The 25,394-nt window shown below is 32.8% G+C and carries 22 protein-coding genes, 1 other RNA gene and 1 riboswitch; of the genes, 20 read left to right on the top strand and 3 right to left on the bottom strand.

Annotation, left to right across the window (positions count from 1 at the left end):
* The first annotated feature begins 213 nt into the window (after positions 1 to 213).
* From rnpB to recA, 7 genes are all read left to right on the top strand, one after another.
* Positions 214 to 533: RNase P RNA component class B (gene rnpB, locus KTF99_RS06660), an RNA gene on the top strand.
* Positions 534 to 620: 87 nt separating this feature from the next.
* Complete coding sequence (locus KTF99_RS06655; RefSeq protein ID WP_009299853.1) at positions 621 to 1,175, top strand: TetR/AcrR family transcriptional regulator C-terminal domain-containing protein; 555 nt, start codon at positions 621 to 623, stop codon at positions 1,173 to 1,175.
* A 140-nt stretch (positions 1,176 to 1,315) separates the two neighbouring features.
* Positions 1,316 to 2,461: a lactaldehyde reductase gene (fucO, locus tag KTF99_RS06650; RefSeq protein WP_003534412.1), complete on the top strand. Its 1,146-nt coding sequence runs from the start codon at positions 1,316 to 1,318 to the stop codon at positions 2,459 to 2,461.
* A gap of 382 nt (positions 2,462 to 2,843) precedes the next feature.
* Positions 2,844 to 3,836, top strand: coding sequence for a helix-turn-helix domain-containing protein (locus tag KTF99_RS06645; protein ID WP_003534410.1), 993 nt, complete (start codon positions 2,844 to 2,846; stop codon positions 3,834 to 3,836).
* Positions 3,836 to 4,429: a CDP-diacylglycerol--glycerol-3-phosphate 3-phosphatidyltransferase gene (gene pgsA, locus KTF99_RS06640; RefSeq protein WP_003534408.1), complete on the top strand. Its 594-nt coding sequence runs from the start codon at positions 3,836 to 3,838 to the stop codon at positions 4,427 to 4,429. The genes KTF99_RS06645 and pgsA overlap by 1 nt, the downstream gene beginning before the upstream one ends.
* Positions 4,429 to 4,887 carry a CinA family protein gene (locus KTF99_RS06635; RefSeq protein WP_003534406.1) on the top strand — a complete coding sequence of 153 codons (459 nt, stop codon included), beginning with the start codon at positions 4,429 to 4,431 and terminating at the stop codon, positions 4,885 to 4,887. The genes pgsA and KTF99_RS06635 overlap by 1 nt, the downstream gene beginning before the upstream one ends.
* Positions 4,888 to 4,925: 38 nt before the next feature.
* Entirely contained in the window at positions 4,926 to 5,963 is a 1,038-nt protein-coding gene (gene recA, locus KTF99_RS06630; RefSeq protein WP_008792720.1) for a recombinase RecA, read from the top strand.
* Between the two features lie 98 nt (positions 5,964 to 6,061).
* Here the strand turns inward: recA and KTF99_RS06625 are convergent, their stop codons facing one another.
* Positions 6,062 to 8,233 carry a DNA topoisomerase III gene (locus tag KTF99_RS06625; RefSeq protein WP_117792041.1) on the bottom strand — a complete coding sequence of 724 codons (2,172 nt, stop codon included), beginning with the start codon at positions 8,231 to 8,233 and terminating at the stop codon, positions 6,062 to 6,064.
* Positions 8,234 to 8,531: 298 nt separating this feature from the next.
* Here KTF99_RS06625 and rny point away from each other — a divergent pair, with 298 nt between their 5' ends.
* From rny to KTF99_RS06565, 12 genes are all read left to right on the top strand, one after another.
* Positions 8,532 to 10,088 (top strand): ribonuclease Y, encoded by a 1,557-nt coding sequence (gene rny / locus KTF99_RS06620; protein WP_003534398.1) that lies wholly within the window; start codon positions 8,532 to 8,534, stop codon positions 10,086 to 10,088.
* Between the two features lie 41 nt (positions 10,089 to 10,129).
* Positions 10,130 to 10,903: a TIGR00282 family metallophosphoesterase gene (locus KTF99_RS06615; protein ID WP_003534396.1), complete on the top strand. Its 774-nt coding sequence runs from the start codon at positions 10,130 to 10,132 to the stop codon at positions 10,901 to 10,903.
* Positions 10,904 to 10,948: 45 nt separating this feature from the next.
* The gene (locus KTF99_RS06610) at positions 10,949 to 11,209 is read left to right on the top strand and encodes a stage V sporulation protein S (protein ID WP_003534395.1); all 261 of its coding nucleotides are present in this window, start codon (positions 10,949 to 10,951) and stop codon (positions 11,207 to 11,209) included.
* 112 nt (positions 11,210 to 11,321) lie between these two features.
* Positions 11,322 to 11,567 (top strand): hypothetical protein, encoded by a 246-nt coding sequence (locus KTF99_RS06605; protein WP_003534394.1) that lies wholly within the window; start codon positions 11,322 to 11,324, stop codon positions 11,565 to 11,567.
* Positions 11,568 to 11,694: 127 nt separating this feature from the next.
* A complete protein-coding gene (miaB, locus tag KTF99_RS06600; RefSeq protein WP_003534393.1) occupies positions 11,695 to 13,140 on the top strand; it encodes a tRNA (N6-isopentenyl adenosine(37)-C2)-methylthiotransferase MiaB in 1,446 nt (481 codons plus the stop codon).
* On the top strand, positions 13,121 to 13,459 hold the full coding sequence (locus KTF99_RS06595; protein ID WP_003534392.1) for a YlbF family regulator: 339 nt from the start codon (positions 13,121 to 13,123) through the stop codon (positions 13,457 to 13,459). The genes miaB and KTF99_RS06595 overlap by 20 nt, the downstream gene beginning before the upstream one ends.
* 75 nt (positions 13,460 to 13,534) lie before the next feature.
* Positions 13,535 to 15,049 (top strand): IMP dehydrogenase, encoded by a 1,515-nt coding sequence (locus KTF99_RS06590; protein ID WP_008792717.1) that lies wholly within the window; start codon positions 13,535 to 13,537, stop codon positions 15,047 to 15,049.
* A gap of 69 nt (positions 15,050 to 15,118) precedes the next feature.
* Entirely contained in the window at positions 15,119 to 15,613 is a 495-nt protein-coding gene (cotE, locus tag KTF99_RS06585) for an outer spore coat protein CotE (protein WP_003534390.1), read from the top strand.
* Between the two features lie 75 nt (positions 15,614 to 15,688).
* Entirely contained in the window at positions 15,689 to 18,199 is a 2,511-nt protein-coding gene (gene mutS, locus KTF99_RS06580) for a DNA mismatch repair protein MutS (RefSeq protein ID WP_008792716.1), read from the top strand.
* 9 nt (positions 18,200 to 18,208) lie between these two features.
* The gene (gene mutL, locus KTF99_RS06575) at positions 18,209 to 20,041 is read left to right on the top strand and encodes a DNA mismatch repair endonuclease MutL (RefSeq protein WP_008792715.1); all 1,833 of its coding nucleotides are present in this window, start codon (positions 18,209 to 18,211) and stop codon (positions 20,039 to 20,041) included.
* Complete coding sequence (miaA, locus tag KTF99_RS06570) at positions 20,041 to 20,952, top strand: tRNA (adenosine(37)-N6)-dimethylallyltransferase MiaA (RefSeq protein ID WP_008792714.1); 912 nt, start codon at positions 20,041 to 20,043, stop codon at positions 20,950 to 20,952. The genes mutL and miaA overlap by 1 nt, the downstream gene beginning before the upstream one ends.
* A 111-nt stretch (positions 20,953 to 21,063) precedes the next feature.
* Positions 21,064 to 21,792, top strand: coding sequence for a helix-turn-helix domain-containing protein (locus tag KTF99_RS06565; protein WP_029482479.1), 729 nt, complete (start codon positions 21,064 to 21,066; stop codon positions 21,790 to 21,792).
* Between the two features lie 26 nt (positions 21,793 to 21,818).
* On the opposite strand, the gene thiC is transcribed toward KTF99_RS06565, so the two are convergent.
* Together thiC and KTF99_RS06555 are read right to left on the bottom strand one after the other, a co-directional pair.
* Positions 21,819 to 23,126, bottom strand: a complete 1,308-nt coding sequence (gene thiC / locus KTF99_RS06560; protein ID WP_008792713.1) for a phosphomethylpyrimidine synthase ThiC — start codon at positions 23,124 to 23,126, stop codon at positions 21,819 to 21,821.
* Between the two features lie 68 nt (positions 23,127 to 23,194).
* A riboswitch (TPP riboswitch) is annotated at positions 23,195 to 23,302 on the bottom strand.
* A 37-nt stretch (positions 23,303 to 23,339) separates the two neighbouring features.
* Positions 23,340 to 24,605 (bottom strand): replication-associated recombination protein A, encoded by a 1,266-nt coding sequence (locus KTF99_RS06555; protein WP_008792712.1) that lies wholly within the window; start codon positions 24,603 to 24,605, stop codon positions 23,340 to 23,342.
* A 76-nt stretch (positions 24,606 to 24,681) separates the two neighbouring features.
* Between KTF99_RS06555 and dtd the strand changes: the two genes are divergently transcribed.
* On the top strand, positions 24,682 to 25,134 hold the full coding sequence (gene dtd, locus KTF99_RS06550) for a D-aminoacyl-tRNA deacylase (protein WP_003534383.1): 453 nt from the start codon (positions 24,682 to 24,684) through the stop codon (positions 25,132 to 25,134).
* The last annotated feature ends 260 nt before the right edge of the window (positions 25,135 to 25,394 follow it).

Here is a 25,394-nt window from a genome sequence, read left to right as displayed (position 1 = left end):
ATCGTTATATTGAATTTAATCATCGTGGTGTTGATAAAGTGAAAGAAATGAAGTTGAAAATAGTGTAGCAAGGATTAAAGTGGAATATGATTATATAACTAAAGCATCTAATAAGGAAGGCTATTGCAAAAGTAATTGATAAATTTGTTTTATCACGACTGTTTGAAAAATAATACTTGTTTTCTATTTAGAAATAAGTAAAATAGAATAGACTCGTAGAAAACGATTGCTACAAAAGTAGAGGAAAGTCCAGGCTTCCACAAGCTGCGATGCTTGTAGTGTTTGTATGTGACGAATCAATAAGTCACAGTAGCGTGAGCTAACGACGGGCCTAAGACCTAAGCGTAAGTATGGTTGATAAGCCGTAAAGTGCCACAGAGACTATTCTAATCGAAAGATTAGCTGAAAAGAGGTAAACTCTGCAAGGAAGAAACCCAAATTTGGTAGGGGAATCGTCTAAACGGAAATGAACGCGAAGGCGGATGCATGTGCATAGATAAATAATCGTTTGAAAAACAGAACTTGGCTTACAAAACGAGTCGTTATTTAGCTGAATATTTTCAGCTTTTTTATTTGTCTATTTTTTTATCCTCGTTTATAATTATTAAAGAGGTATGAATATGAATAAACATGATAAAACAAGATATGTATTTGCTCAAGCAATTAAAGGTTTAATTAAGGTTCATCCCTTGGATAAAATTGCAGTAACTGATATTGTTACACGCAGCGGGATGACGCGTCAGACATTTTATCGCTACTTTAAAGATAAATATGACTTGGTTAACTGGTACTTCGAAAAGCTGGTTTTAAAGTCATTTCGTCAAATGGGCGATGGGTGTTCTTTACAAGAGGCTTTACAATTAAAGTTTGCTTTTATTAAAAGCGAACATTCCTTTTTTAAAGAAGCATTTAAATCTAATGATTATAATAATCTGGTTAATTATGATTTTAATTGTATATATGAGTTTTATAAAAACATCATTGAGAAGAATTTGGGGCAATCAGTTACTGCTGATATTGATTTTTTGTTAAAGATGTATTGCAAAGGATCGATTGATATGACCGTTGAATGGGTATTGGGTGATATGCCGATTAGTATAGATGATATTGTAAAATTATTGATTGAAGCATTACCGCAACGGTTAGAGCCGTTTATTTTAAATATAAAAAAGTAGGGAAACATACTTTTTTATTACTGCAACTAAATTGCATGACAATCACGAAAATGTTACAAACGCTTACATCTGTAACTTGAATATATTGAAAAATCCATGTTAAAATTTTATCAAGAAATAAAACAAAAGGAGATTTTAATATGGCAAACAGATTTATTTTAAATGAAACAAGTTATCATGGAAGTGGTGCTATCAGGGAAATCGTAACTGAGGTAAAGGCTCGTGGCTTTAAAAAAGCAATGGTATGCTCAGATCCGGATTTAATTAAATTTGGAGTTACTAAAAAAGTCACAGACTTATTAGATGCAGCAAATTTAGACTATGTAGTTTATTCTGATATTAAACCAAATCCAACTATTGAAAATGTTCAAAGCGGTGTAAAAGCTTTACAGGAAGCCAAAGCGGATTATATGATCGCTATTGGTGGAGGTTCTTCAATGGATACTGCTAAAGCGATTGGAATCATTGATAAAAATCCGGAATTCAGTGATGTAAGAAGTCTTGAAGGTGTAGCTGAAACTAAAAATCCTTGTACACCTATTTTGGCTGTTCCCACAACCGCTGGGACTGCAGCTGAAGTTACAATCAATTATGTAATTACTGATGCACAAAAAGATCGAAAGATGGTTTGTGTTGATCCTCATGATTTACCAGTTGTTGCATTTGTTGATCCAGACATGATGGCAAGTATGCCGAAAGGATTGACTGCTGCTACAGGAATGGATGCTTTAACTCATGCTATCGAAGGTTATATTACCGCAGGAGCATGGGAAATGAGTGATATGTTCCACATTAAAGCGATTGAAATTATTGCTCGTTCATTAAGAGGTGCTGTTGAAAATACTCCTGAGGGTCGTGAAGGTATGGCATTAGGACAATACATTGCTGGAATGGGATTTTCAAATGTTGGTTTAGGAATAGTTCACTCAATGGCTCACCCATTAGGTGCTTTATACGATACACCTCATGGAGTGGCTAACGCGATTATTTTACCAACAGTAATGGAATATAATGCTCCTGCAACAGGGACTAAGTATAAAGATATTGCTGAGGCAATGGGTGTTGATACTACAGGAATGGATCAAGAAGCATATCGTAAAGCTGCTGTTGATGCGGTTAAAAAATTATCTCAAGATGTGGGAATTCCAGCTGATTTAAAAGAAATTGTTAAAGTTGAAGATCTTGACTTTTTATCACAATCAGCATATGATGACGCTTGCCGCCCTGGTAATCCACGAGAAACTAGCGTTGCTGAAATTAAAGAATTATATCAATCTTTATTATAATAAGTATTAGAAAAAGGCTGTAAGTTTTGTACCAGTATTCTGATAGTTAGATTTTTGAGCTAACTTTTGGGGGTCACATCAATCCATAGCCTTTTTTTGATTTTGTGATTTAATGTGTTTGTTAAAAATTACTTGACCGTTTATATTGTCAACTTGTAGACTAATAAATGGATTAAAAAAATTACTCAATTAATTTCAATTAGTTTATAAATAGTTTATATTTATAAAGTATCATATATAAGGTGGTTTTTTTAAGGTATATTTTTTTAAAATCTTTCATAAAATAAATGTGATTAGGTTATTGTCATAAATAATAATTATGATATAATTTATGTGTTTATTATAGGCTTTTTTATAATTATGGAAAAAAGGAGGATAGCTCATGGAAAATATTAGTGAACATGTTAGACGAGAACGTGAGGCTAGAGGGGTCACGATTGAAGAGTTGGCCAAAGGAACATTTATTTCAGTAGCTGTCTTAAAAGATATAGAATCAGGTAAGTTTGACAAATATAAAGGTGACGAATTATATTTGAAAATGTATTTACGGAAAATTGCTAAATACCTAGGGTTAGAAGAAAAAGAATTAGATGCTGAATTTGAAGCACTGACACAAGAAATTCAGTTAGAAGAAATTCGTCAAGAGGATTTAAATAAACGGTTAGTTGAAGAAAATAAAAAGAACATTACTATTTCTGGTAAGGTAAGTGATACATTTAAAGATTTAAAAAATGTAAAACCTAAAAAATCTATCTCTAATAAACGTGTTTATGAAGATCGCTATTTGCTTAGATATTTTAAATATGCTTTAGTTGGTGTGGTTTGTGTGGCCATCATTTTTGTTGTTTGGTATGCAATCGTTGCAGGGCGTTCTAATACTGAAGCGCCAGATTTTAAAGATAACAATACACCAACTGTCGAAGGAAATAATGATGCTGGTAAACAAGACAGTGATGACAACAAAAATTCTAATACTGATGATAAAAATGAAGATGATAAGAAGGCTGAAACGCCTACAGTTGAAATAACTAAAAATGGTGAGTTAGATTATAGTATTAAACTTGATCCAAGTATGACTACTTTCAAGTTTAAAATGGAATTTGTTGGTCGGACATGGTCACAATTAAATGTCAATGGTAGTGATTATAGCGGCTTCAAGAGCGGTATTTACAATAATGCTAATAAATCAAATGCAACTGATGCAGCTCCAGAAATAGTTGAACTAGATATTCCGGTAGAGAATTTCCAAAATTTGGAATTAAAATTAGGATATTTTATGGGACATCGTTTCTACATTAACGATCAACCTCTAGAAATTGATGCAAGTGAATATGATGGGGGTAATCATACCCTTAAAATTACGCGGGTGCAATAATGAATCTACCGAATAAATTAACAGTTACAAGGGTATTGTTAGTTCCCTTCTTAATTCTTATTTATATGTTTCCGTATGATAGTGCAGGAATTACGGTTCCTGTCTATCATGTTTTGGAGACAAATATATCATTAGTAAATATTATCATTTTATTTATCTTTATTATCGCATCAATTACTGATTATTTTGATGGAAAAATAGCTCGAAAAGAAAAGTTAATAACAACATTTGGTAAATTTGCTGATCCAATTGCTGATAAGCTGTTAATTAATACGATTTTCTTATTATTGGCAAGTGACCAGACAATCAATATTATTATCCCTATTATAATGATTTCTCGGGATACTATAGTTGATGCGATTAAAATGTCAGCTGCGAGTAAACAAGTAGTCGTGGCGGCAAGTAAACTTGGTAAACTAAAGACAGTCAGCCAAATGATTGCATTAGGATTTTTATTAGTTAATAATTTTCCTTTTACTGTACTGGGAGTCGATGTAGCTAACGCTTTAGCATGGCTAGCTACAGTAATTTCAGTTATTAGCGGGATTGATTATTTCTTAAAAAATCGCGAGATGCTTACGGAGACAATGTGATGGATGAATTAGCTAAAACATTAATACAATATAATATAAGTATATCTAGTGTAGAGAGTTTTACAGTAGGTAACTTTGCTGCAATGCTAGGAAGTATTCCTGGCATTTCTAAGGTTTACAAAGGAAGTTTAGTAACATATCAAAGTACAACAAAGGAAAGACTATTAGGAATTTCGCATGAAATAATTTCAAAATATGGAGTTGTAAGTAAAGAAGTAGCTTCGTTGATGTGCGTTAATGGAAAACAAATTCTTGATAGTGATGTCTGTGTATCATTTACAGGCAATGCTGGGCCTGATGCAATGGAAGGGAAGCCAGTAGGATTAGTTTATATTGGGATTTTATACCAAGGTGTCAATATCTATGAATTGAATTTAAAGGGAACTCGTGAAGAAATCCAGAAACAGGCAATTGATTTTGTAATTCGAAAATTGAATGAAAAAATAAAAGTAAATTAGTATTTATATAGGTATATAATAGTAGGAGGATGAATATTATGGCAGAAGCAAAGACTAAAGAGAATAAAGAAGAAGCTAAAAAAGTCCAAGCTTTGGATGATGCAATTAAGCAAATTGAAAAAAAATACGGAAAAGGTTCTGTAATGAAATTAGGTGATCGCGCTGCCGTTAGTGTTGATGTAATTCCTACTGGTTCTTTAACTTTAGATTTAGCTTTAGGAATCGGCGGATATCCTAAAGGAAGAATTATTGAGATTTACGGACCTGAATCTAGTGGTAAAACAACATTGACATTACATGCCATTGCTGAATGTCAAAAACAAGGAGGACGTGCTGCTTTTATTGATGCAGAACATGCTATTGATCCTGTTTATGCGCAAAATTTGGGAGTTAATATTGATGAATTAATTCTTTCACAGCCTGATTCTGGAGAACAAGGACTAGAAATTGCTGAAACTTTGGTTCGTTCAGGTGCGATTGATTTAGTTGTTGTCGATTCGGTTGCGGCATTAGTGCCTCAAGTAGAACTTGATGGTGAAATGGGTGATTCGCAAATGGGACTTCAAGCACGTTTGATGTCTAAAGCGTTAAGAAAAATTGCGGCAGAATTAAATAAATCTGAATGTACGATTATTTTTATTAATCAATTGAGAGAAAAGATTGGGATTATGTTTGGTAATCCAGAAACAACAACAGGAGGAAGAGCATTAAAATTCTATTCTTCTGTTCGGGTCGAAATTCGTCGTAGTGAAGCAATTAAATTAGGAACAGAAATTGTTGGAAATAAAGTGAATATTAAAGTTGTTAAAAATAAAGTTGCTCCACCGTTTAAAACTACACAAGTAGATATTATTTATGGTAAAGGAATTTCTCGTGATGGTGAAGTACTCGATTTGGCAGTAGAAAAAGACATTGTTGAAAAGAGTGGAGCATGGTATGCGTATAAAGGTGAAAAAATAGGTCAAGGGCGTGAAAATGCTAAGACTTTCTTAAGTACTCATAGTGAAATTATGGAAGAAATTACACAGGCGATCAAAGACTCCTTAGAGAGCGATAATAAAAGTGAGCAAGAATAAGAAAAGATAGGGCTAGAGCTGTTTGACGGCTTTACCCTTTTTATGGTTTTGTCAATAATATTTAGATGTAAAAATAGTTCTTATCAATACGATAAGAACTATTTTAATTCATCTTTGAGTTTTAAAAGAGCAGCAAATGGTGAATCTTCAACAGCAGTCTGCTGTTGTTTTTGTTGATTCATATATTTTTTCACATCACTTTTACGAGCCAGCTTATTTTTATTTTCTCGTTCTTTTTTAAAGGCGTTCATATGTTGGCGATAACCACATGTTTTACAAACAAACATCTGTTTGTCACCTTTACCAACAAGTTCTAATTTTTTATGACAATTAGGACAGCGAGCATTTGTGATGATGGAAACAGATTCACGATGTTTACAATCGGGGTTAGAGCAAACAAGCATTTTTCCTTTTTTTCCATTAACTTCTAACATGAAATGATTGCATTCTGGACATTTTTTAGTAGTAAGATTATCGTGTTTGAATTTGGCTTCACTAGAACTTATTTCATCTATTAAAGAACGAGTATATTTTTTTATTTCATTAATAAAAATATTTGATTTTTGTTCTTTTTTAGCAATTTTAGCTAATTCCATTTCCCACTTTGCTGTTAACTCGGGTTCTTTAAGATCTTGTGGAACTAATTTCAACAATTGTTTTCCTTTGTTTGTAACATGAATATCATTACCACTTTTTTCAATTAAGAAGGTATTAAATAATTTTTCAATAATATCTGCTCGAGTTGCAACAGTCCCTAAACCTCCTGTGTTGACTAAAGTAGAACTTAATTGTTTCGAAGTGTTTTTTGTATAACGAACTGGATTTTCCATTGCTGATAATAAGGTTGCTTCATTAAAATAACCTGGTGGGGTTGTTTGACCAGTTGTTTTGGTTATTTCAGTGATTGGTAAAAATTGATTTTGCTTTAATGATGGTAATGTTTGATCTTCACTATCTTCTTCATGACCATAGACTTCTTTCCAGCCGATTTGGGTTTCAATTTTACCAGAAACAGTAAAAATTTCCTGATTTACAATTGCATTAATTGTTGTTTGTTCATATAGATAAGGTGGTAATAGAACTGCCAAAAATCTTTTTAAAACTAATTCGTAAATTTTTAATTCTCGATCTGTAAATGAACCTAACATAGCAGGCTGTTCAGTAGGAATAATCGCATGATGATCGCTAACTTTACTATTGTTGACAAAATGACTTTGTTTTCTTATTGGACTTTTTAATATTTTATCAATTATATTGTCATAATCCCCCCCGCGACTAGCTTCTAGACGCTCTTTTAATGTTGGAACGATATCATCGGTTAAATAGCGTGAATCAGTTCTAGGATAAGTTAATACTTTATGATACTCGTATAAATCTTGCATTGTTGCTAAAGTTTCTTTAGCAGAAAAACCATAGAGTTTATTGGCATCACGTTGTAATTCAGTTAAATCATATAATTGTGGAGCATATTTCTTTTTTGTGAAAGTTGAGATTTTTTCTATTTTTAATTTTTGATTTTGAAGTTTCTTAATAGTTTCATCTATTTTGGCTTCATTAAATAAATGTTTTTCTTTTTTGGCAGATAGCCAAGTCCAGTTAATTTGGCTACTAATGATTTCTATACCATAATAATTGCGAGGAACAAAATCTTTAATTTCTTCTTCACGAGCTGCAATCATTGCTAGTGTAGGGGTTTGAACACGACCACAAGCTAGTTGAGCGTTATATTTACAGGTAAGAGCTCGAGTAGCATTGATTCCGACGATCCAGTCAGCAATACTTCGACTATATGCGCTATGATATAAAGCTTCATATTCACGAGCATTTTTTAATTTTTTAAACCCTTCTTTGATTGCTTTATCAGTTACTGATGAAATCCATAATCGCTGCATTGGCTTTTTAATATGTGCTTTATTAATGATCCATCGAGCTACTAGTTCTCCCTCACGACCGGCGTCGGTTGCTATAATGATATCTTTAACGTCATTACGATTCATAAGGTTTTTGACGGCATTATATTGTTTAGCAGTTTTACCAATAACTACTAATTGCATTTTTTCAGGCATGATGGGAAGATCATTTAAATCCCACTTTTGATAATGTTTATCATATTTTTCAGGGTCAGCTAATGTTACTAAGTGACCTAAAGCCCATGTAACAATATATTTATTTCCTTCAAGACCACCATTAACATTTTTATTGCATTGTAGAACTCGTGCAATATCGCGTCCAACTGATGGTTTTTCTGCTAATACTAGTGTTTTTGACATTTTTTTACCTCATTTCTTAAATATTCTATCATAATAAACTACTGATATGAAACTAAATTATAAAATGATACCGCTATCTTTTTTTGTTGATTTAATCATAGATATTTCTCTTTTTAAAAATTATTATCTTAAAATCACCTAAAATTTGTTGTTATAGGACTTTAACAAAAAAATATCCTCGAAACACTTTTCATTGTAAATGATGTCAAAATATTATACAATATTATTGTGCTTGTCACATAATGAATTCCTATAGATTCATAAAAATAATTTACATAGAAGAAAATGGAGGACAAATATGCCAGGAAATATTGCCTTTTCTATTTTAACCTATGTTCTAGCTGTGGCTTTAGGTTTTTTTATTAATTATTTAATTAATAAATTAAAAATCTCTAAAGCTAACGTAAGTGCTGCAAAGATTATAGATGATGCAACTGCCAAAGCGGACAATCTTGTTAAAGAAGCAATTTTAGATGCTAAGACAGAAGCATATGAGTTAAAACTTCAAGCTGAAAAAGAAGCTAAAGAACAAAAACAAGAAATTAATGAACTTGAAAATAAACTTTTACAACGTGAACAAACAGTTGATCGTCGTGATATTGCTGTTCAAGGGAAAGAAGATGTTTTAGCGCAAAAAGTAGTACAATTAGACGAAAGAGAAGCCGGACTAGGTAAACTAGAAGCTGAATTAAAAGAAAAAATCAATGCTAAAATTGGTGAATTAGAAAAAATTGCTGCAATGTCAGCAAATGAAGCTAAGCAAGAATTATTTAAGCAGGTTGAACAACAAACTGCTACAGAGATGACGGCTTATATTAAAGATCAAGAGGAGGAAGCTAGATCAAAAGCAAGTCTGCTTTCTCGTGATATAATCGCTAATGCGATTAATCGTTATGCTCAAGAAGAAACAATTGAAAGAACAGTTTCTGTTGTCGCTCTTCCAAGTGAAGAAATGAAGGGAAGAATTATTGGACGTGAAGGTCGCAATATAAAAGCAATCGAACAATGTACTGGGGTAGATTTAATAATTGATGATACTCCTGAAGCTATTACAATTTCATGCTTCGATCCTGTTAGAAGAGAAATTGCTAGATTATCATTGGAGACTTTGATTCGTGATGGCCGAATTCAACCAGGTAGAATCGAAGAAGTAGTTCAAAAAACTAAAAATGAATTAGATGAAGTGATTCGCAAAACAGGTGAAGATGCCGTTTTTGAATTAGGAATTTCAAAAATTGATAAAGATATTATCATGATGTTAGGAAAACTTAAGTATCGTACTAGTTATGGCCAAAACGCCTTACAACATTCATTGGAAGTTGCTCATTTAGCAGGAATCATGGCTGCTGAATTAGGTTTAAATCAACAACTAGCTCGACGGGCTGGTTTATTACATGATCTTGGTAAGGCAGTTGACCACGAAATGGAAGGGAGCCATGTGGAATTAGGAGCAAAATTTGCTAAAAAACATGGTGAACATGCTACAGTTGTAAATGCAATTGAATCACATCATGGTGATGTACCTGCAACAAGTGTAATATCAATTTTGGTTGCTGCTGCTGATACTTTGAGTGCAGCACGCCCAGGTAGTCGTAGTGAGACAATTGAGAACTATATTCAACGACTAGAAAAACTTGAAGAAATGGCAAAAAGCTTTGATGGAGTTGATCGGGTTTTTGCAATTCAAGCAGGACGTGAAGTTCGAATTGTTGTTAAGCCAGATAAAGTAGATGACTTGATGTCTCATAAAATTGCTCGTGATATTAAAACGAAGATTGAAGAAGAGCTTACATATCCAGGACATATCAAAGTTACAGTAATTCGTGAAGTAAGAGCAAGTGAAGTTGCTAAATAGGGATAGGCATAGCCTATCCTTTTATTTGAAAGGGAAATAAAATGAAAATATTATTTATTGGTGATGTATTTGGTTCAATTGGACGTGAAATGATTGAAGATTATTTGCATCGTATTGTAAAAGATAATCAAATTGATTTTGTAATAGCAAATGTTGAAAATACAAGTCATGGAAAAGGTTTACTAAAACGCCATTATGATGAGTTATCATTTCAGGGAATTCAAGCCATGACAATGGGAAATCATACTTTTGATAAAAAGGAATTATATGACTATATTGATGAAGCGGATAAATTGATTGTACCAATCAATCAGCCAAAAGTACTACCTGGAGTTAAATCACGGGTATTTAATGTAAAAGGTAAATTGATTAGGATAACTAGCGTATTAGGTGTTGCTTTTATGGATAGTCGTACTTCAAATCCATTTGAAGTAATTGATGAGTATCTTGATTTACCGCATGATATTCATATCATAGATTTTCATGGTGAAGCAACAAGTGAAAAAATCGCTTTTGCACATTATGTTAAAGATAAGGCAAGTGCTGTTCTTGGAACACATACTCATGTCCAGACTGCTGATGAAAAGATAATTGATAGTAAATTAGCTTTCATCAGTGATGTAGGGATGACGGGGCCGTATATGAGCGCAATTGGTTGCGATCTTGATGCAATCGTCACAAGGCTAAGAGGTTTTGGAGCGCCATTTATCGTAGCTGAAAGTAGTGGTCAGTTATCTGGAGTAATAATTACTTTTGAGGAAAATACACCTGTAGCGATTGAACGAATCTTAATTAATCAAGATCATCCATATTAGGTATAATAATTAAATGTTTTCATATATTTTTTTAGGAGGAAAATTATGGAAACAATTAAAGTATCATCAACGTCATGCCCTAATAATGTGGCTGGCGCTATTGCTAGTATGATTAGAAATGAATCTAAATTACAGATTCAGGTTATTGGAGCTGCTGCTTTAAATCAAGCAATTAAGGCAATTGCAATTGCTCGGGGTTATATTATCCCAACTGGAAATGAAATTGTCTGTATTCCTTCATTTCATGATCTAATTGTTGATGATAAGGAAATCACAGCACTTAGGTTATTGTTAGAATTACGATAATTTTAAGTAATAAAAACTTAACAAAAAAAGTAACCCTACTTTAGATGAAAAGGGTTTCTTTTTTTAGTGTTTTGCGTTATAATAGTAGGCGTGATATAGGAGGAGATTTATTATGGCAAAATGTAAATTATTAATGCAAACTGCACAAACACAAAAATTAATCGATTTTTTTGATGGATATGAAGATGATAAAGTAAAATGTAAATTCATTAAAAAAACTGGAATCAAGGCTGAAATTGAATGTGAAACAGAACTTACACCAGATGAAGCAGCTGGACATTGTAAGAGTCTTTTTAAAAAGACACCTGATGGAGCAGTTTTATACTTCTCTATTCAACCAGATGGATTCTTCGGATAATAAGGACGTAAGTCCTTATTTTTTTTATTTACGATAAAAGCAAGAATTAGATTTAATAAAAATGAATTTTTTCTTGTGGAAATAATAGAGATTTATGTATATAATATGATAGAAAAGTGGTGAATAAATGAAAGATTATAGTAATTATTTTAAAGGGCCTTCATTAAATGAGGCTAAAAGAAGAAGTCGTGACGAAGTTGGTCGCTATGATGATGCCTATCATGTTCCAGGAGATATGGTCAAAGTTGGACTAGGAAAAAAATATTATATTCAAACATATGGGTGTCAAGCAAATGAACGTGACAGTGAAACTTTATCAGGAATATTGGAAAGTATGTCATATCAACCGACTACAGAAATTAAAGAGGCTGACGTGATTGTTTTAAATACTTGTGCAATTCGTGAAAATGCCGAAGAAAAGGTATTTGGAAAAGTTGGATATGTCAAAAATTTAAAGAAGACTAATCCAAATCTAATTTTCGCAATGTGTGGATGTATGGCTCAAGAAGAGGTTGTTGTTAATCGGATATTGGAAAAGCATCCCCATGTTGATTTGATTTTTGGTACTCACAACATACATCGATTACCTGAGTTATTAAAAGATGCACTTTATAGTAAAGAGATGATTGTTGAAGTTTGGTCTAAAGAGGGCGATGTAATTGAAAATGCACCAGTTAGACGGGACAACAAGTATAAAGCATGGGTAAATATCATGTATGGATGTAATAAATTTTGTACTTATTGTATCGTTCCTTATACACGTGGAAAAGAACGTTCTCGTTTAGCAAAAGATATTATCAAAGAAGTTGAAGAACTGGTTGCTGAAGGCTATCAAGAAATAACGCTTCTTGGGCAAAATGTTAACAGTTATGGTAAAGATTTAGGTGAGGATTATAATTTCTCAAACTTACTTGAGGATGTCGCTAAAACAAATATTCCACGAATTCGTTTTACAACGAGTCATCCTTGGGATTTTAGTGAAGATATGATCAAAATTATTGCGAAATATGATAATATCATGCCGGCAATTCATTTACCAGTTCAATCGGGGAATAATGAAGTATTAAAGTTGATGGGGCGCCGTTATAGTCGTGAACAATATCTAGAATTATTCCATAAGATCAAAGAATATATTCCTGACTGCACAGTCACGACAGATATTATCGTGGGGTTTCCAAATGAAACTCATGAACAATATCTAGATACATTGTCTTTATATCAAGAGTGTGAATATGATTTAGCTTATACATTTGTCTACTCACCTCGGGCAGGAACACCAGCCGCGAAAATGGTTGATAATGTAGCAAGTGATGAAAAAGACCAACGATTATATAAATTGAATGAAATCGTTAATGAAAAAGCGTATAAGCAAAATCAACGTTTCTTAAATAAGATTGTCGAAGTATTAGTTGAAGGAACATCTAAGAAGGATGATTCAATGTTGACTGGGTATACTCGGCATCAAAAATTGGTAAACTTTAAAGGTGATCCTAAAGATATTGGAAAAATTATTAAAGTAAAAATAACTGAAGCCAAAACATGGGCTTTGAAAGGTGAATCAATTGAATCGTAGTTTGGATTGTGCTAAACAGTTAAATAAATATTTATTGAATCTTGATGTCATTAAAGAATATCAAAAGTATGAGCAGCTAATTCATCAGGATGATAAGATAGAAAAACTTGAAGCAAAGATGAAAGCATATCAAAAGAAGATTGTAAATCAAAAGTCAAAACAAGATGAAACAGTTGTTAAAACAATTGAAGAATATCAAAAAATTAAAGATGAATTTGAGAATCATCCATTAGTTGTTAATTATTTATACTTGAAGGAAGAAGTAGATAGTCTTTTGCAATCGATAAATACATATATAAACGGACAATTATTAAAATAGGGCTTGACTTAACGATTGATCCTAATTATAATTTATGAAATATTACACAAAACGACATAGAAAAGGAGATAGAAAATGGCATATTTTTTTGATGAACCATCACGCACATTTAATGAATATCTTTTAGTACCTGGATATTCATCTGCTGAGTGTCAAGCTAAAAATGTTAGCTTAAAGACACCATTAGTTAAATTTAAAAAAGGTGAAGAACCTGCGTTATCATTAAATATTCCCCTAGTTTCAGCGGTAATGCAAGCTGTATCTGATGATAAAATGGCAGTAGCTCTTGCAAGAGAGGGTGGGGTTTCATTTATTTATGGATCACAAACGATTGAAGATCAAGCAGCTATGGTTAAACGAGCTAAAACTTATAAAGCAGGATTTGTTCCAAGTGACTCTAATTTAAGTATTAGTGATACACTTGCAGATGTAATTGCTTTAAAAGAGAAAACTGGACATTCAACAATGGCAGTAACTGAGGATGGTAGTGCCAATGGAAAATTATTAGGAATCGTAACAGGCAGAGATTACCGAGTTTCTAGAATGGATTTAGATACAAAAGTAACTGAGTTCATGACACCATATGATAAATTAATCTGTGGGCACATTGGAATTACTTTAAAAGAAGCAAATGATCTTATTTGGGATAATAAGTTAAATGCTTTACCTATTATTGATGATGATCAAAAATTAGCATATTTTGTCTTTAGAAAAGACTATGAAACAAGAAAATCAAACCCAAACGAACTATTAGATGATTCGAAACGTTATGTGGTAGGCGCTGGAATCAATACTCGTGATTTTGCCGAACGTGTACCGGCTTTAGTAGAAGCAGGTGCTGATGTTTTATGTATTGATTCATCAGAAGGCTTTACAGAATGGCAAAAAATTACGATTGACTGGATCAGAGAACATTATGGTGATAGCGTTAAAGTTGGAGCTGGTAATGTTGTTGATGCGGATGGTTTTAGATTTTTAGCTGAATCTGGAGCAGATTTTGTTAAGATTGGTATTGGTGGTGGATCAATCTGTATCACTCGTGAACAAAAAGGAATTGGTCGTGGGCAAGCAACGGCTACAATTGAAGTTGCTAAAGCACGTGATGAATATTTTAAAGAAACAGGAATTTATATTCCAATCTGCTCTGACGGTGGGATCGTTCATGATTACCATATGACATTGGCTTTAGCTATGGGTTCTGATTTCATCATGTTAGGTAGATATTTCTCAAGATTTGATGAATCTCCAACTAATAAAGTTAGTATCAACGGTCAGTATATGAAGGAATACTGGGGTGAAGGTTCTGCTCGTGCTCGTAACTGGCAACGTTATGATATGGGTGGTGATTCTAAACTTTCTTTTGAAGAAGGAGTTGACTCATATGTACCATATGCCGGTAGCTTAAAAGATAATGTTGGTTTAACTTTAAGTAAAATCAAGTCAACAATGTGTAACTGTGGAGCCTTAACTATTCCAGAATTACAAGAGAAAGCAAAAATTACGCTTGTTTCCTCAACTAGTATTGTTGAAGGTGGCGCACATGATGTAGTTTTAAAAGATTCTACATCTGGAAATGGACATCAAAACTAAAACGCGATTAATTCGCGTTTTTTTGTTCATTTTTTTTAATTTCCAACATATATTAAAATAGGTGAGAACATGGCAAATAATATTCGTGAAATCATTACTCAGGCAGTAATTGCTAAAGGGAAAAAAAGAACCCTTAATAAATATCCGTTTTCGATTGAAGGATATGACAAAATTCTAGGGTGTTGGATTACTAACCATCGTTATAACGCAGCTTTTAAAGATGGGAAACCTGTTGTTTTGGGAACTTTTGACGTTCATCTATGGTACAGTATCAATGATGATAGTAGTCTATTGAAGCAAACTGTAAGCTACTTAAACGAATTAGATTTAGTGAAAAAAGAAACCCGAAATTTTGATGAGGGTGATGAATTAATGGTTACCTGTAATCGTGAACCAAAATGTATTAGTGTAAATAAGTTGGAAGATAAAGTTGTCATTGAGATTGAAAAAGAAATCTCATTAAGTGTTGTTGGTAAAACAACAATGCGAGTAGAAACTAAAGCAGAGAATGAGACATGGGATGAATTAGAAAATTTAACAGTCGATGAAAATTTTATCAAATAAAGGCGGAAGCCTTTTTTCTTTTGAGGTTACTTGTGTTATAATGTGATAGTAATTTTTTAGAAGTGAGGTTAATTGATGAAACCAAAATATAGTCCAATGATGATGCAATATTTATCAATAAAAGAAGAAAATCAAGATTCAATCGTTATGTTTAGATTAGGGGATTTCTATGAAATGTTCTTTGACGATGCCATAATGGTTTCTAAAGAATTAGAAATTGCTTTAACAGGGAAAAATGCTGGAGCTCCTGAACGGGTTCCAATGTGTGGGGTACCTTTCCATTCGGCTAGTGGATATATTCAAAAATTAGTTGATAATGGACATCGGGTTGCGATTGTTGAACAGTTAACAGAACCTGGGAAACGAGGAATCGTAGAACGTGGGGTGGTACAGATCATTACTCCAGGAACTATCTTTGATGAATCTCTGACAAATAATAAAAACAATTATATTGCTGCCTTAGAAGAATTTGATTTTACTTATACTTTAGCTTTTTGTGATATCACAACCGGCGAATTTAGTGTGGTCAATATTGAAAAGAAAGAGAAATTATTATTGAATCAGCTAGAAACAATGGCAGTTAAGGAAATTGTCACTTTACCAAATCAAATACGTGAATTTGATGATATTTTATCTTCACCATTTGCACACGATAATTATAATGAAAAGTATGATAAGATTTTTAGCAAAATCAATGATTTAAAACAAATTAAAACAGCGTCATTACTGCTTAATTATTTATTAGATACACAAAAAAGAGAATTGGAACATTTACAGATAATTGAAGAAATTAATAATGAAGATTATGTGACAATGGATCTTTATACAAAAAAAGCTTTAGAACTGACGAGTAGTGCTAAAAGTAATGATAAATATGGAAGTCTATTTTGGCTTTTAGATCAAACTAAAACAGCAATGGGATCACGGATGTTAAAACAATGGATCGAACGACCTCTAATTAATCAAGAACAAATAGAAGAACGTTTGGATATCGTAGAGATCTTTACTAATCATTTTATTCAACGAGAAAGTATTAAAGAAATTCTGAAAGATATTTACGATCTTGAAAGACTATCTTCACGAATTGCTTTTGGAAATATTAATGCTCGTGATCTAAAGTGGATTAGCAGTTCCTTAAAAGTAGTTCCAGAATTAAAAAATCAATTATTATCGTTAGATGAACCTTTAATTAGTGCCTTGGCAGATCATTTTACTGATTTAAGTCACATTACTAATTTGATTGATCAAGCAATTGTTGATAATCCGCCATTAACTGTAAAAGAAGGAAATTTAATCAAGGAAGGATTTAATGAAGAACTTGATGAACTTCGTTATATCCGTGATCATGGTAAACAGTGGTTAGCTCAATTTGAGCAAAATGAGCGTGATAAAACAGGAATAAAAGGATTAAAAGTAGGATATAACCGTGTCTTTGGATATTATATTGAAGTGACTAAAGGAAATCTATCATTAGTTAAAGATGAATTTAATTATACTCGTAAACAAAGTTTATCTAATGCTGAACGTTTTGTGACACCAGAATTAAAAGAGATGGAATCAAAATTACTTAGTGCACAAGATAAAATGATAAAACTAGAATATGCATTATTTACAGAAATTAGAAATTACATAAAAAAAGATGTTCATGCTATTCAGGATGTTGCTAAAATTATTGCTAAAATTGATGTTTTTCAATCATTAGCAATGATTTCTAGTGAGAATAGTTATGTTCGGCCAACTTTCAATCATAATAAAGTGTTTAAAGTAGTTGATGGTCGTCATGGCGTAATTGAACGGGTTATGGCACAAGGAACATATGTTTCGAATGATGTAAATATTGATGCTGCTAATCCAGTGATGTTGATTACAGGACCTAATATGGGTGGTAAATCGACTTATATGCGAACGATTGCTTTAATTGCACTGATGGGACAAATAGGGTGTTTTGTTCCATGTAGCGAAGCTTGTATTCCAATTTTTGATCAAATTTTTACTCGAATCGGGGCTAGTGATGATTTAATTTCCGGGCAGTCAACTTTTATGGTTGAAATGTTAGAAGCTAATAATGCTTTACGCTTTGCAACAGAAAATTCATTGATTATTTTTGATGAGATAGGTCGAGGGACTGCAACTTTTGATGGGATGGCAATTGCTCAAGCTATGATCGAGTATATCGCTGCAAAGATTAAGTGTATTACATTATTTTCAACTCATTATCATGAATTAACATTCTTAGAAGAAAAGAATCTTGGAATTAAAAATGTCCATGCTAGTGCTTCAATTGAAAATGATGATCTTGTCTTTTTATACCGTATCAAACCAGGACGGTCAAATAAATCTTATGGTGTCAATGTTGCTAAATTAGCAAAATTACCAGATGCAGTATTAAATCGTGCTAATGTACTATTAGAAGCTTTAGAGGAAAATAATATTGAGCATCATTTAAGCGATGATACTTTAAAAGAAGCTCCACCAGTAACCGTAAGTGTAGTGGAAAAATATTTAGAAGGTATTGATCCAATGGCGCTTTCACCAATTGATGCTTTATCAACATTGATTGAATTAAAGAAATTAAATGAAAAGTAGGTGATATATTTGCAAAAAATAAGACAGCTAGATGATGTATTGGCTAATAAAATCGCTGCTGGTGAGGTGATTGAAAGACCGGCAAATGTAGTTAAAGAACTAGTCGAAAATAGTATTGATGCAAACAGTACGAAGATAGATGTGATTATTGAAGAAGGTGGATTAAACTTGATTCAAATAATTGATAATGGTGAGGGAATGGTCAAAGAAGATGCCTTACTATGTTTTTCACGTCATGCTACTAGTAAAATCAAAGATGATCAAGATTTGTTTTGCATTCAAACTTTAGGGTTTAGAGGTGAAGCAATTCCTTCGATTGCTTCAATTAGTAATTTTGAATTGAAAACGAGTACAGGAGGAACAGGGACAACTGTTACTTATGAATATGGACGCTTTGTTGAGTGTAATGAAAGTGATAGTAAAAAAGGGACTAATATCAAAGTTGAAAAATTATTTCAAAATGTCCCAGCTCGATTAAAATATATAAAATCGACTAATGCTGAGTTTGCTAATATTCAAACATATTTGGAACGGCTATCTTTATCTCATCCGCACATTGCTTTTATGTTAGTTCATAATGGCAGAACAATTTATAAGACCAATGGAAATGGTAATTTGTTGGAAGTTATCTCGAACATTTATGGATTAAATGTTGCCAAAGCAATGATTCCAGTGGATTTTGAAGATGATGAATTTCATGTGACGGGTTATGTTTCAAAAATTGATGTGAATCGTGCTAGTAAGAATCATATGGTGACAATGGTAAATTCACGGGTAGTTAAAAATAAAGTGAGTGTTGATAGTATTAATAATGCATATCGTCGATATTTAGCTGATAAACGTTATCCAATTGCGATTGTTAATATTGAAATAGATCCTTATTTAGTAGATGTTAATGTGCATCCCTCAAAGCTGGAGGTACGTTTTTCTAAAGAAAGTCAATTACGTGAATTAATTTATCAAGGTGTTAGTGATGCTCTTGCAAAAGTTAATTTGACTTACGATGCGACCGCTGAATATAAAAAAACTAAGGCGCCTTTGAATTTGGAACAACCTAGTCTTGATTTAACTTATGAGTCAGTACCCATTAAAACAATAGAGCAACCACGATTTGAAGCTGATTTTCCTCAAAATGATCAAGAAGTTGTTTTTAAAGACGCATCTTTCGATGATTTTACTTTTGTTAAGGAAGAAACTAGTGAATACATTATCCCCGATCAACAAATTATTGAGACAAAAGTTGAGCCACGTGAAAAATTAATGAAAAAGAAGTTATTTGTTAAAGGACAGGTTCATGGTACATATATAATTTGTGAAGATGAAACAGGAATGTATATTGTTGATCAGCATGCTGGGCAAGAAAGAATCAATTATGAGTATTTTTTGGAAAAATATCAAAATCTTGATCTATCAATGCGGGATTTATTAGTACCGATCACACTTGAATATCCTTTAAGTGAATTTTTGATTATTGAGGAAAGGAAAGACTTATTGACTAAAGTTGGAATTAATCTTGAGGTTTTTGGTAATAGCGGTTATGTAATAAAGCAATTACCGTTATGGATGCAAAATATTGATGAGCAAGTATTTATTGAAGATATGATGACGCAGTTATTAAATGATAATAAAATCGATGTCATCAAATTACAAGATCATGCAATTGCTACGCTTAGTTGTAAAGCTTCATTAAAAGCAAATACACATTTATCAACCGAGGGGATGCAAAATATTATTGATAATTTAATGCGTTGTGATAATCCATACGTTTGTCCGCATGGAAGACCAACAATTATATATTATTCAACTTATGAAATTGAAAAGTTATTTAAGAGGGTCGTGTAATGGAGAAAGTTATTGTTGTAGTTGGTCCGACTGGGGTTGGAAAAACTAGGATGGGCGTTGCTCTAGCTAAGCATTTTAATGGCGAAGTGATTAGCGGTGATTCGATGCAAATATATAAAACAATGGATATTGGAACGGCTAAAGTAACAGATGATGAAATGGAAGGTATTGTTCATCATTTGATTGATGTTAAGGAACCAACTGAAAGCTATAGTGTAAAAGATTTTCAAGATGAAGTTCGTTTAAAAATAAAAGAAATAATATCACGTGGTAAATTGCCGATTATTGTAGGTGGTACAGGATTATATATTAAAGCAGCACTTTATGATTATGAATTTAGTGAAAGTCAAACTAATCATCAAGAATATGTTGAGAAGTATCAAGATTATTCAAATGAAGAGTTATACAATTATTTAATTGAGATTGATAAAGCAAGTGCTAAAGAGCTTCATCCTAATAATCGTCAACGGGTCTTAAGAGCAATTGCAATTTATGAAAGTACAGGGGTAAAAAAAAGTGAAACACTTGCCAAACAAAATCATGAATTAATTTATAATGCTAAATTTATTGGGCTGACATTAGAACGTGAAAGTTTATATCAGCGGATCGATCAACGTGTTGATTTGATGATGGAGCAGGGATTGCTTCAAGAAATAGATGGCTTAATGAAAAAGAATTATACCCGTGAAATGCAAAGCATGAAAGCAATCGGGTACAAGGAATGGTTTGCTTATTATCAGGGAACTCAAACACTTGATGAAACTTTGGAGTTGATAAAAAAGAATTCTCGTAATTATGCAAAGCGTCAATATACTTGGTTTAATAATCAAGTTCCGGTTATTTGGTTTAATGTGAATCTAAATAATTTTAATGAGACGATTAATGCAGTTATCAGTGAATTAGAAGGGTAATTATACCCTTTTATTGTTTATGCAACTGTTAGTTGACAGATTGCCTAGCCGTAGTTTATTGTGATTTGGAATAAAAAAACTATAATCATGGTTGTCAGGAGGAAGAAATAAATGATGTTTAATGACAACTTAAATAAATATCGAAAACAAAAGGGATTGTCGCAAGAGGAATTAGCTTTTCGGTTAGGAGTATCGAGACAATCGGTAAGTAAGTGGGAATCAGGTCAATCTACACCTGAATTAGAACGAATAATTGAAATTGCTGATCTATTTGGTATATCTTTAGATGAATTAATTAGACATGAAAGTAATGATTATGTTACAGTTGACCGTGAAGAATTGAGAAGTGTAGTGCGTCATCTCTTTACTTATGAATATAAGAGTAAATTTAAAATTGGAAATGTTCCATTAATTCATATTAATTTAGGTCGTGGTTTTAGAATTGCGAAAGGAATTATTGCAATTGGCAATATTGCGGTAGGGCTTTTTAGTTTTGGGGCTTTAGCACTTGGTGTATTTAGTCTTGGCGGTCTGGCAATTGGTTTATTGACATTAGCAGGAATTGCTATAGGGGGAATTAGCTTAGGAGGGCTAAGTATTGGCTATTTTGCTGTAGGTGGAATGGCAATAGGAATCTATGCAATTGGAGGTATGGCAATTGCCTCCAAACTCGCAATTGGGGGTATGGCTCATGGTTATGTTGCAATTGGAAGTTCTGCAAATGGTGTTCATACATTAGTTAGCACTAATTGTTCACTAGAAATGATTAGTAATTTTATCTTGCGACAGCATAATCTAAATGCTAAAATAGTTGAATTTTTATTACTCTTTATATATTAAAAGCCGTCTGGAAACAGACGACTTTTTTATTCATCATAAATATTAACAATTTCTCCATTTAAAATTCGATTCATATTTTTTATAGCACAGAAATTACCGCACATACTGCAAGTATCTTCTTTTTCAGGTTTTGCTTGTTGGCGGTATGTACGTGCTTTTTTAGGATCAATGGCTAATTCAAACATTTTTTCCCAGTCTAAATTTTTTCTGGCACAACTCATTTGGTAGTCCAAATCTTTTGCCCCTTTGATACCTTTCGCAATATCGGCAGCATGTGCTGCAATTTTAGATGCGATGATTCCTTCTTTAACATCATTTAGATCAGGGAGACGAAGATGTTCAGCAGGAGTTACATAACATAGAAAAGCAGCACCATTAGCGGCAGCCAATGCACCGCCAATTGCAGCTGTGATATGGTCATAACCTGGGGCAATATCAGTAACTAGTGGACCAAGAACATAAAATGGGGCTCCCTGGCAAATGGTTTGTTGAATTTTTATATTAGCTTCGATTTGATTTAAAGCCATGTGACCTGGACCCTCAACAATTACTTGAACATCTTTTTGCCATGCACGTTTTGTAAGTTCTCCCAAAGTCACCAATTCTTCAATTTGACTTATATCGCCAGCATCTTCGATTGAACCAGGACGGCAAGCATCACCTAAACTTATTGTTACATCATATTTTTGACAAATATCAAGGATTTCATCATAGTATTCATAAAAAGGATTTTCTTGACCAGTCATTTCCATCCAAGCAAAAATAATTGAACCGCCTCGAGAAACGATATTAGTAAGACGCTTATTTTCTTTAAAACGTTGAGCTGTATTTTTATTAATTCCTACATGAATTGTCATAAAATCTACTCCGTCGCGAGCATGCATCTCAACAATATCGATCCATTGTCGAGCAGTAATTTCTTTTAAGGGCTTATGATAATAAACTACAGCATCGTAGATTGGCACTGTTCCAATTATTGCGGGACATTCTTTGGTTAATTTGCGACGGAATTTTTGAGTATCGCCATATGAACTTAAATCCATTATTGATTCAACTCCCATATTGACAGCATCATTAGCTTTTTTAAGTTCCATATCTAAATCTTTCCAGTCTCTAGAAGTTCCAAGATTTACATTAATTTTTGTTTTAAGCATTGAACCAATCCCATTTACATTAATACAGGTATGATACTTATTGGCTGGGATAACAACTTTTCCTTGGGCTATTAGTGTCTTCAATTCTTCAATATTCATTTTCTCTTTAGCCGCAACAATTTTCATTTCAGGAGTAATGATTCCCTTTTTTGCTGCATTCATTTGTGTTGTGTAATTCATTTTTTATCTCCATTCTTTTTTTGTATAGAAAAAGGTTTGGACCAAAATAGGTTCAAACCGAACATAAACAAAAATAGTGGCTAGATCCCTACGTTGGCATTACCCAAATCAGGTTATACAGGTCGAAGTTAGATTACTTCCTCTCAGCCCGCATACGAGCTCCCTTTCTATATAAATAAGTCTACCTTTACTGCACGCAAATGTCAATTTTTATTACTTATTTTGTTGATTTAGTTTTTTTATATCACTGGTACGCCCGTGTTTCAAAATTCTTCGATAATTCTCAGCTAAAGCTTTTTCATAATTACTGGTCATCCATGGTACATAGAACTGTGTATTTCCTAGTTCTTTTGGAAGATACTGAATATATTCCCACAATTCTGGCCGACTATAATCATACTTTTCATCATCTTCTAAACCAACCGGCGTAAGACGTAAGTAAGAAGGGGTTTTTAAAGAACGTTCATTTAGTGAAGTTAACGCAGCATCAATTGCATTTTCACTAGATTTTGATTTTGGTGATAAACATAAATCGATAATTGCACTAGCAATAGGAATTCGAGCTTCTGGAAAACCGATTGTTTTAGCGGCTTGCATAGCAATTACCGTACGCATACACGCATTTGGATTGGCTAAACCAATATCTTCATAAGCAGTTGTGATAAGTCGCCGTTCTAAAGATTCAATATCTTTTGATTCAATCAGTTTAGCAAAATAATACATAGCACCATTAGGATCACTACCACGGATTGATTTTTGCAAACCACTTAATGTATCGTAGTAATTATCTTCGTCTTTATCATAGACAACATTAGTTTTAATAGCAGCAGTTTTCAAATCAGCTTGAGTAATATGATTATTTTCACAAACAATTGTACAAATTTCTAAACAGTTATAACCATAGCGAATATCGCCACTACATAATTTTGCAATACTATGCAATGCTTCTTTTTCAATCGTATATTTGCTGTTTAAACCATTTGGTGAAGTCATTGCCTTATTTAAACCAGCTACAATTTCATCAACAGTTAAAGGTCTAACTTCGAGAATATGACAACGAGAACGAATCGCTGGATTAATTGAATGAAATGGGTTGGCTGTAGTACATCCAGCGACTATTAATAATCCACTTTCCATGTGTGAAAGAAGATCATCTTGGCGCGCTTTATTAAGTCGATGAACTTCATCAATGATTACAAAAAGACTACCACTTAACTTAGCTTCTTCAATAATTGCATCCATTTCTTTTTTATTTCCGGTTGAAGCGTTGAAGATGCGATATGGAATGTCAAGATCATTTGCAAGGGCCATTGCAATTGTTGTTTTGCCACAGCCGGGGCTACCGTATAAAATAATTGAAAATGGATGACTTTTTTGAACAAATTTAGTTAAAATAGCATTTGGTCCAACTAAATGTTGTTGTCCGATTATATCTTTTAAATTTTGAGGTCGCATTCTATTGGCAAGGGTTGATGACATATTATCTTCCTTTCGTTTTTAAAATCAGTTATAATAATTATAACATTTTTAAAGATTGAAAGATAGGTGGATTAAAATGAGATTAGTTGTACAGAAAGTTAGTCAAAGTAGTGTTAAGATTGAAGGAGAAATTGTAGGAGCTATTGATAAAGGATATATGGTTTTAGTTGGGATAACTAATGGCGATGACGAGTTATTAGTTGAAAAGATGGTTGATAAATTAGTGAATTTGAGAATATTTGAAGATGAAAATGATAAATTAAATCTATCTTTATTAGATGTAGGAGGAAGTGTTTTATCAATTTCACAGTTCACATTATATGCTAATTGTAAAAAAGGACGAAGACCAAGTTTTATCGATGCTGCTAAACCAGATATTTCTAGTCCGCTTTATGATTTTTTTAATAAAAAGTTAGAAGAAAAGGGAATTAATGTGGAACGAGGAGTATTTGGAGCAATGATGGAGGTATCATTGATTAATGATGGGCCAGTGACAATTATCTTAGATAGTAATGAGTTATTTTATTAACAAATTGAGTAAACTTATTGATTTTATATTTTTTTACAAAAAAAGACAAAAAAGGCTTTACAAGACAAAAGAGATATGGTAAATTAAATAGGCACTCGAGGAAAGGGACGTAAGGACCGGAGAGAAAAAGCAAAAAAAGTTAAAAAAAAGATTGACTAAAAAGCGAAAAGAGTGTAAGATATTCAAGTCGGCAAAAGAAGCCGGAGAGATCATTGAAAACTAAACAGAATTAAGAAACACACGTCAATATCCAGAAGGAT

It is taken from the genome of Erysipelatoclostridium sp. MSK.7.34 (genome assembly GCF_019041935.1).
GTDB classification, from domain to species: Bacteria; Bacillota_I; Bacilli_A; order Erysipelotrichales; family Coprobacillaceae; genus Thomasclavelia; species Thomasclavelia ramosa.
The sequence above is the reverse complement of the archived record's forward strand: the minus strand, read 5'-3'. Positions and strand labels throughout refer to the sequence as shown.

Coding starts and splice junctions, on each gene's coding strand:
- KTF99_RS06655 (WP_009299853.1), top strand. CDS start 621: ATGAATAAACATGATAAAACAAGATATGTATTTGCTCAAGCAATTAAA.
- fucO (WP_003534412.1), top strand. CDS start 1,316: ATGGCAAACAGATTTATTTTAAATGAAACAAGTTATCATGGAAGTGGT.
- KTF99_RS06645 (WP_003534410.1), top strand. CDS start 2,844: ATGGAAAATATTAGTGAACATGTTAGACGAGAACGTGAGGCTAGAGGG.
- pgsA (WP_003534408.1), top strand. CDS start 3,836: ATGAATCTACCGAATAAATTAACAGTTACAAGGGTATTGTTAGTTCCC.
- KTF99_RS06635 (WP_003534406.1), top strand. CDS start 4,429: ATGGATGAATTAGCTAAAACATTAATACAATATAATATAAGTATATCT.
- recA (WP_008792720.1), top strand. CDS start 4,926: ATGGCAGAAGCAAAGACTAAAGAGAATAAAGAAGAAGCTAAAAAAGTC.
- KTF99_RS06625 (WP_117792041.1), bottom strand. CDS start 8,233: ATGTCAAAAACACTAGTATTAGCAGAAAAACCATCAGTTGGACGCGAT.
- rny (WP_003534398.1), top strand. CDS start 8,532: ATGCCAGGAAATATTGCCTTTTCTATTTTAACCTATGTTCTAGCTGTG.
- KTF99_RS06615 (WP_003534396.1), top strand. CDS start 10,130: ATGAAAATATTATTTATTGGTGATGTATTTGGTTCAATTGGACGTGAA.
- KTF99_RS06610 (WP_003534395.1), top strand. CDS start 10,949: ATGGAAACAATTAAAGTATCATCAACGTCATGCCCTAATAATGTGGCT.
- KTF99_RS06605 (WP_003534394.1), top strand. CDS start 11,322: ATGGCAAAATGTAAATTATTAATGCAAACTGCACAAACACAAAAATTA.
- miaB (WP_003534393.1), top strand. CDS start 11,695: ATGAAAGATTATAGTAATTATTTTAAAGGGCCTTCATTAAATGAGGCT.
- KTF99_RS06590 (WP_008792717.1), top strand. CDS start 13,535: ATGGCATATTTTTTTGATGAACCATCACGCACATTTAATGAATATCTT.
- cotE (WP_003534390.1), top strand. CDS start 15,119: ATGGCAAATAATATTCGTGAAATCATTACTCAGGCAGTAATTGCTAAA.
- mutS (WP_008792716.1), top strand. CDS start 15,689: ATGAAACCAAAATATAGTCCAATGATGATGCAATATTTATCAATAAAA.
- miaA (WP_008792714.1), top strand. CDS start 20,041: ATGGAGAAAGTTATTGTTGTAGTTGGTCCGACTGGGGTTGGAAAAACT.
- KTF99_RS06565 (WP_029482479.1), top strand. CDS start 21,064: ATGATGTTTAATGACAACTTAAATAAATATCGAAAACAAAAGGGATTG.
- thiC (WP_008792713.1), bottom strand. CDS start 23,126: ATGAATTACACAACACAAATGAATGCAGCAAAAAAGGGAATCATTACT.
- KTF99_RS06555 (WP_008792712.1), bottom strand. CDS start 24,605: ATGTCATCAACCCTTGCCAATAGAATGCGACCTCAAAATTTAAAAGAT.
- dtd (WP_003534383.1), top strand. CDS start 24,682: ATGAGATTAGTTGTACAGAAAGTTAGTCAAAGTAGTGTTAAGATTGAA.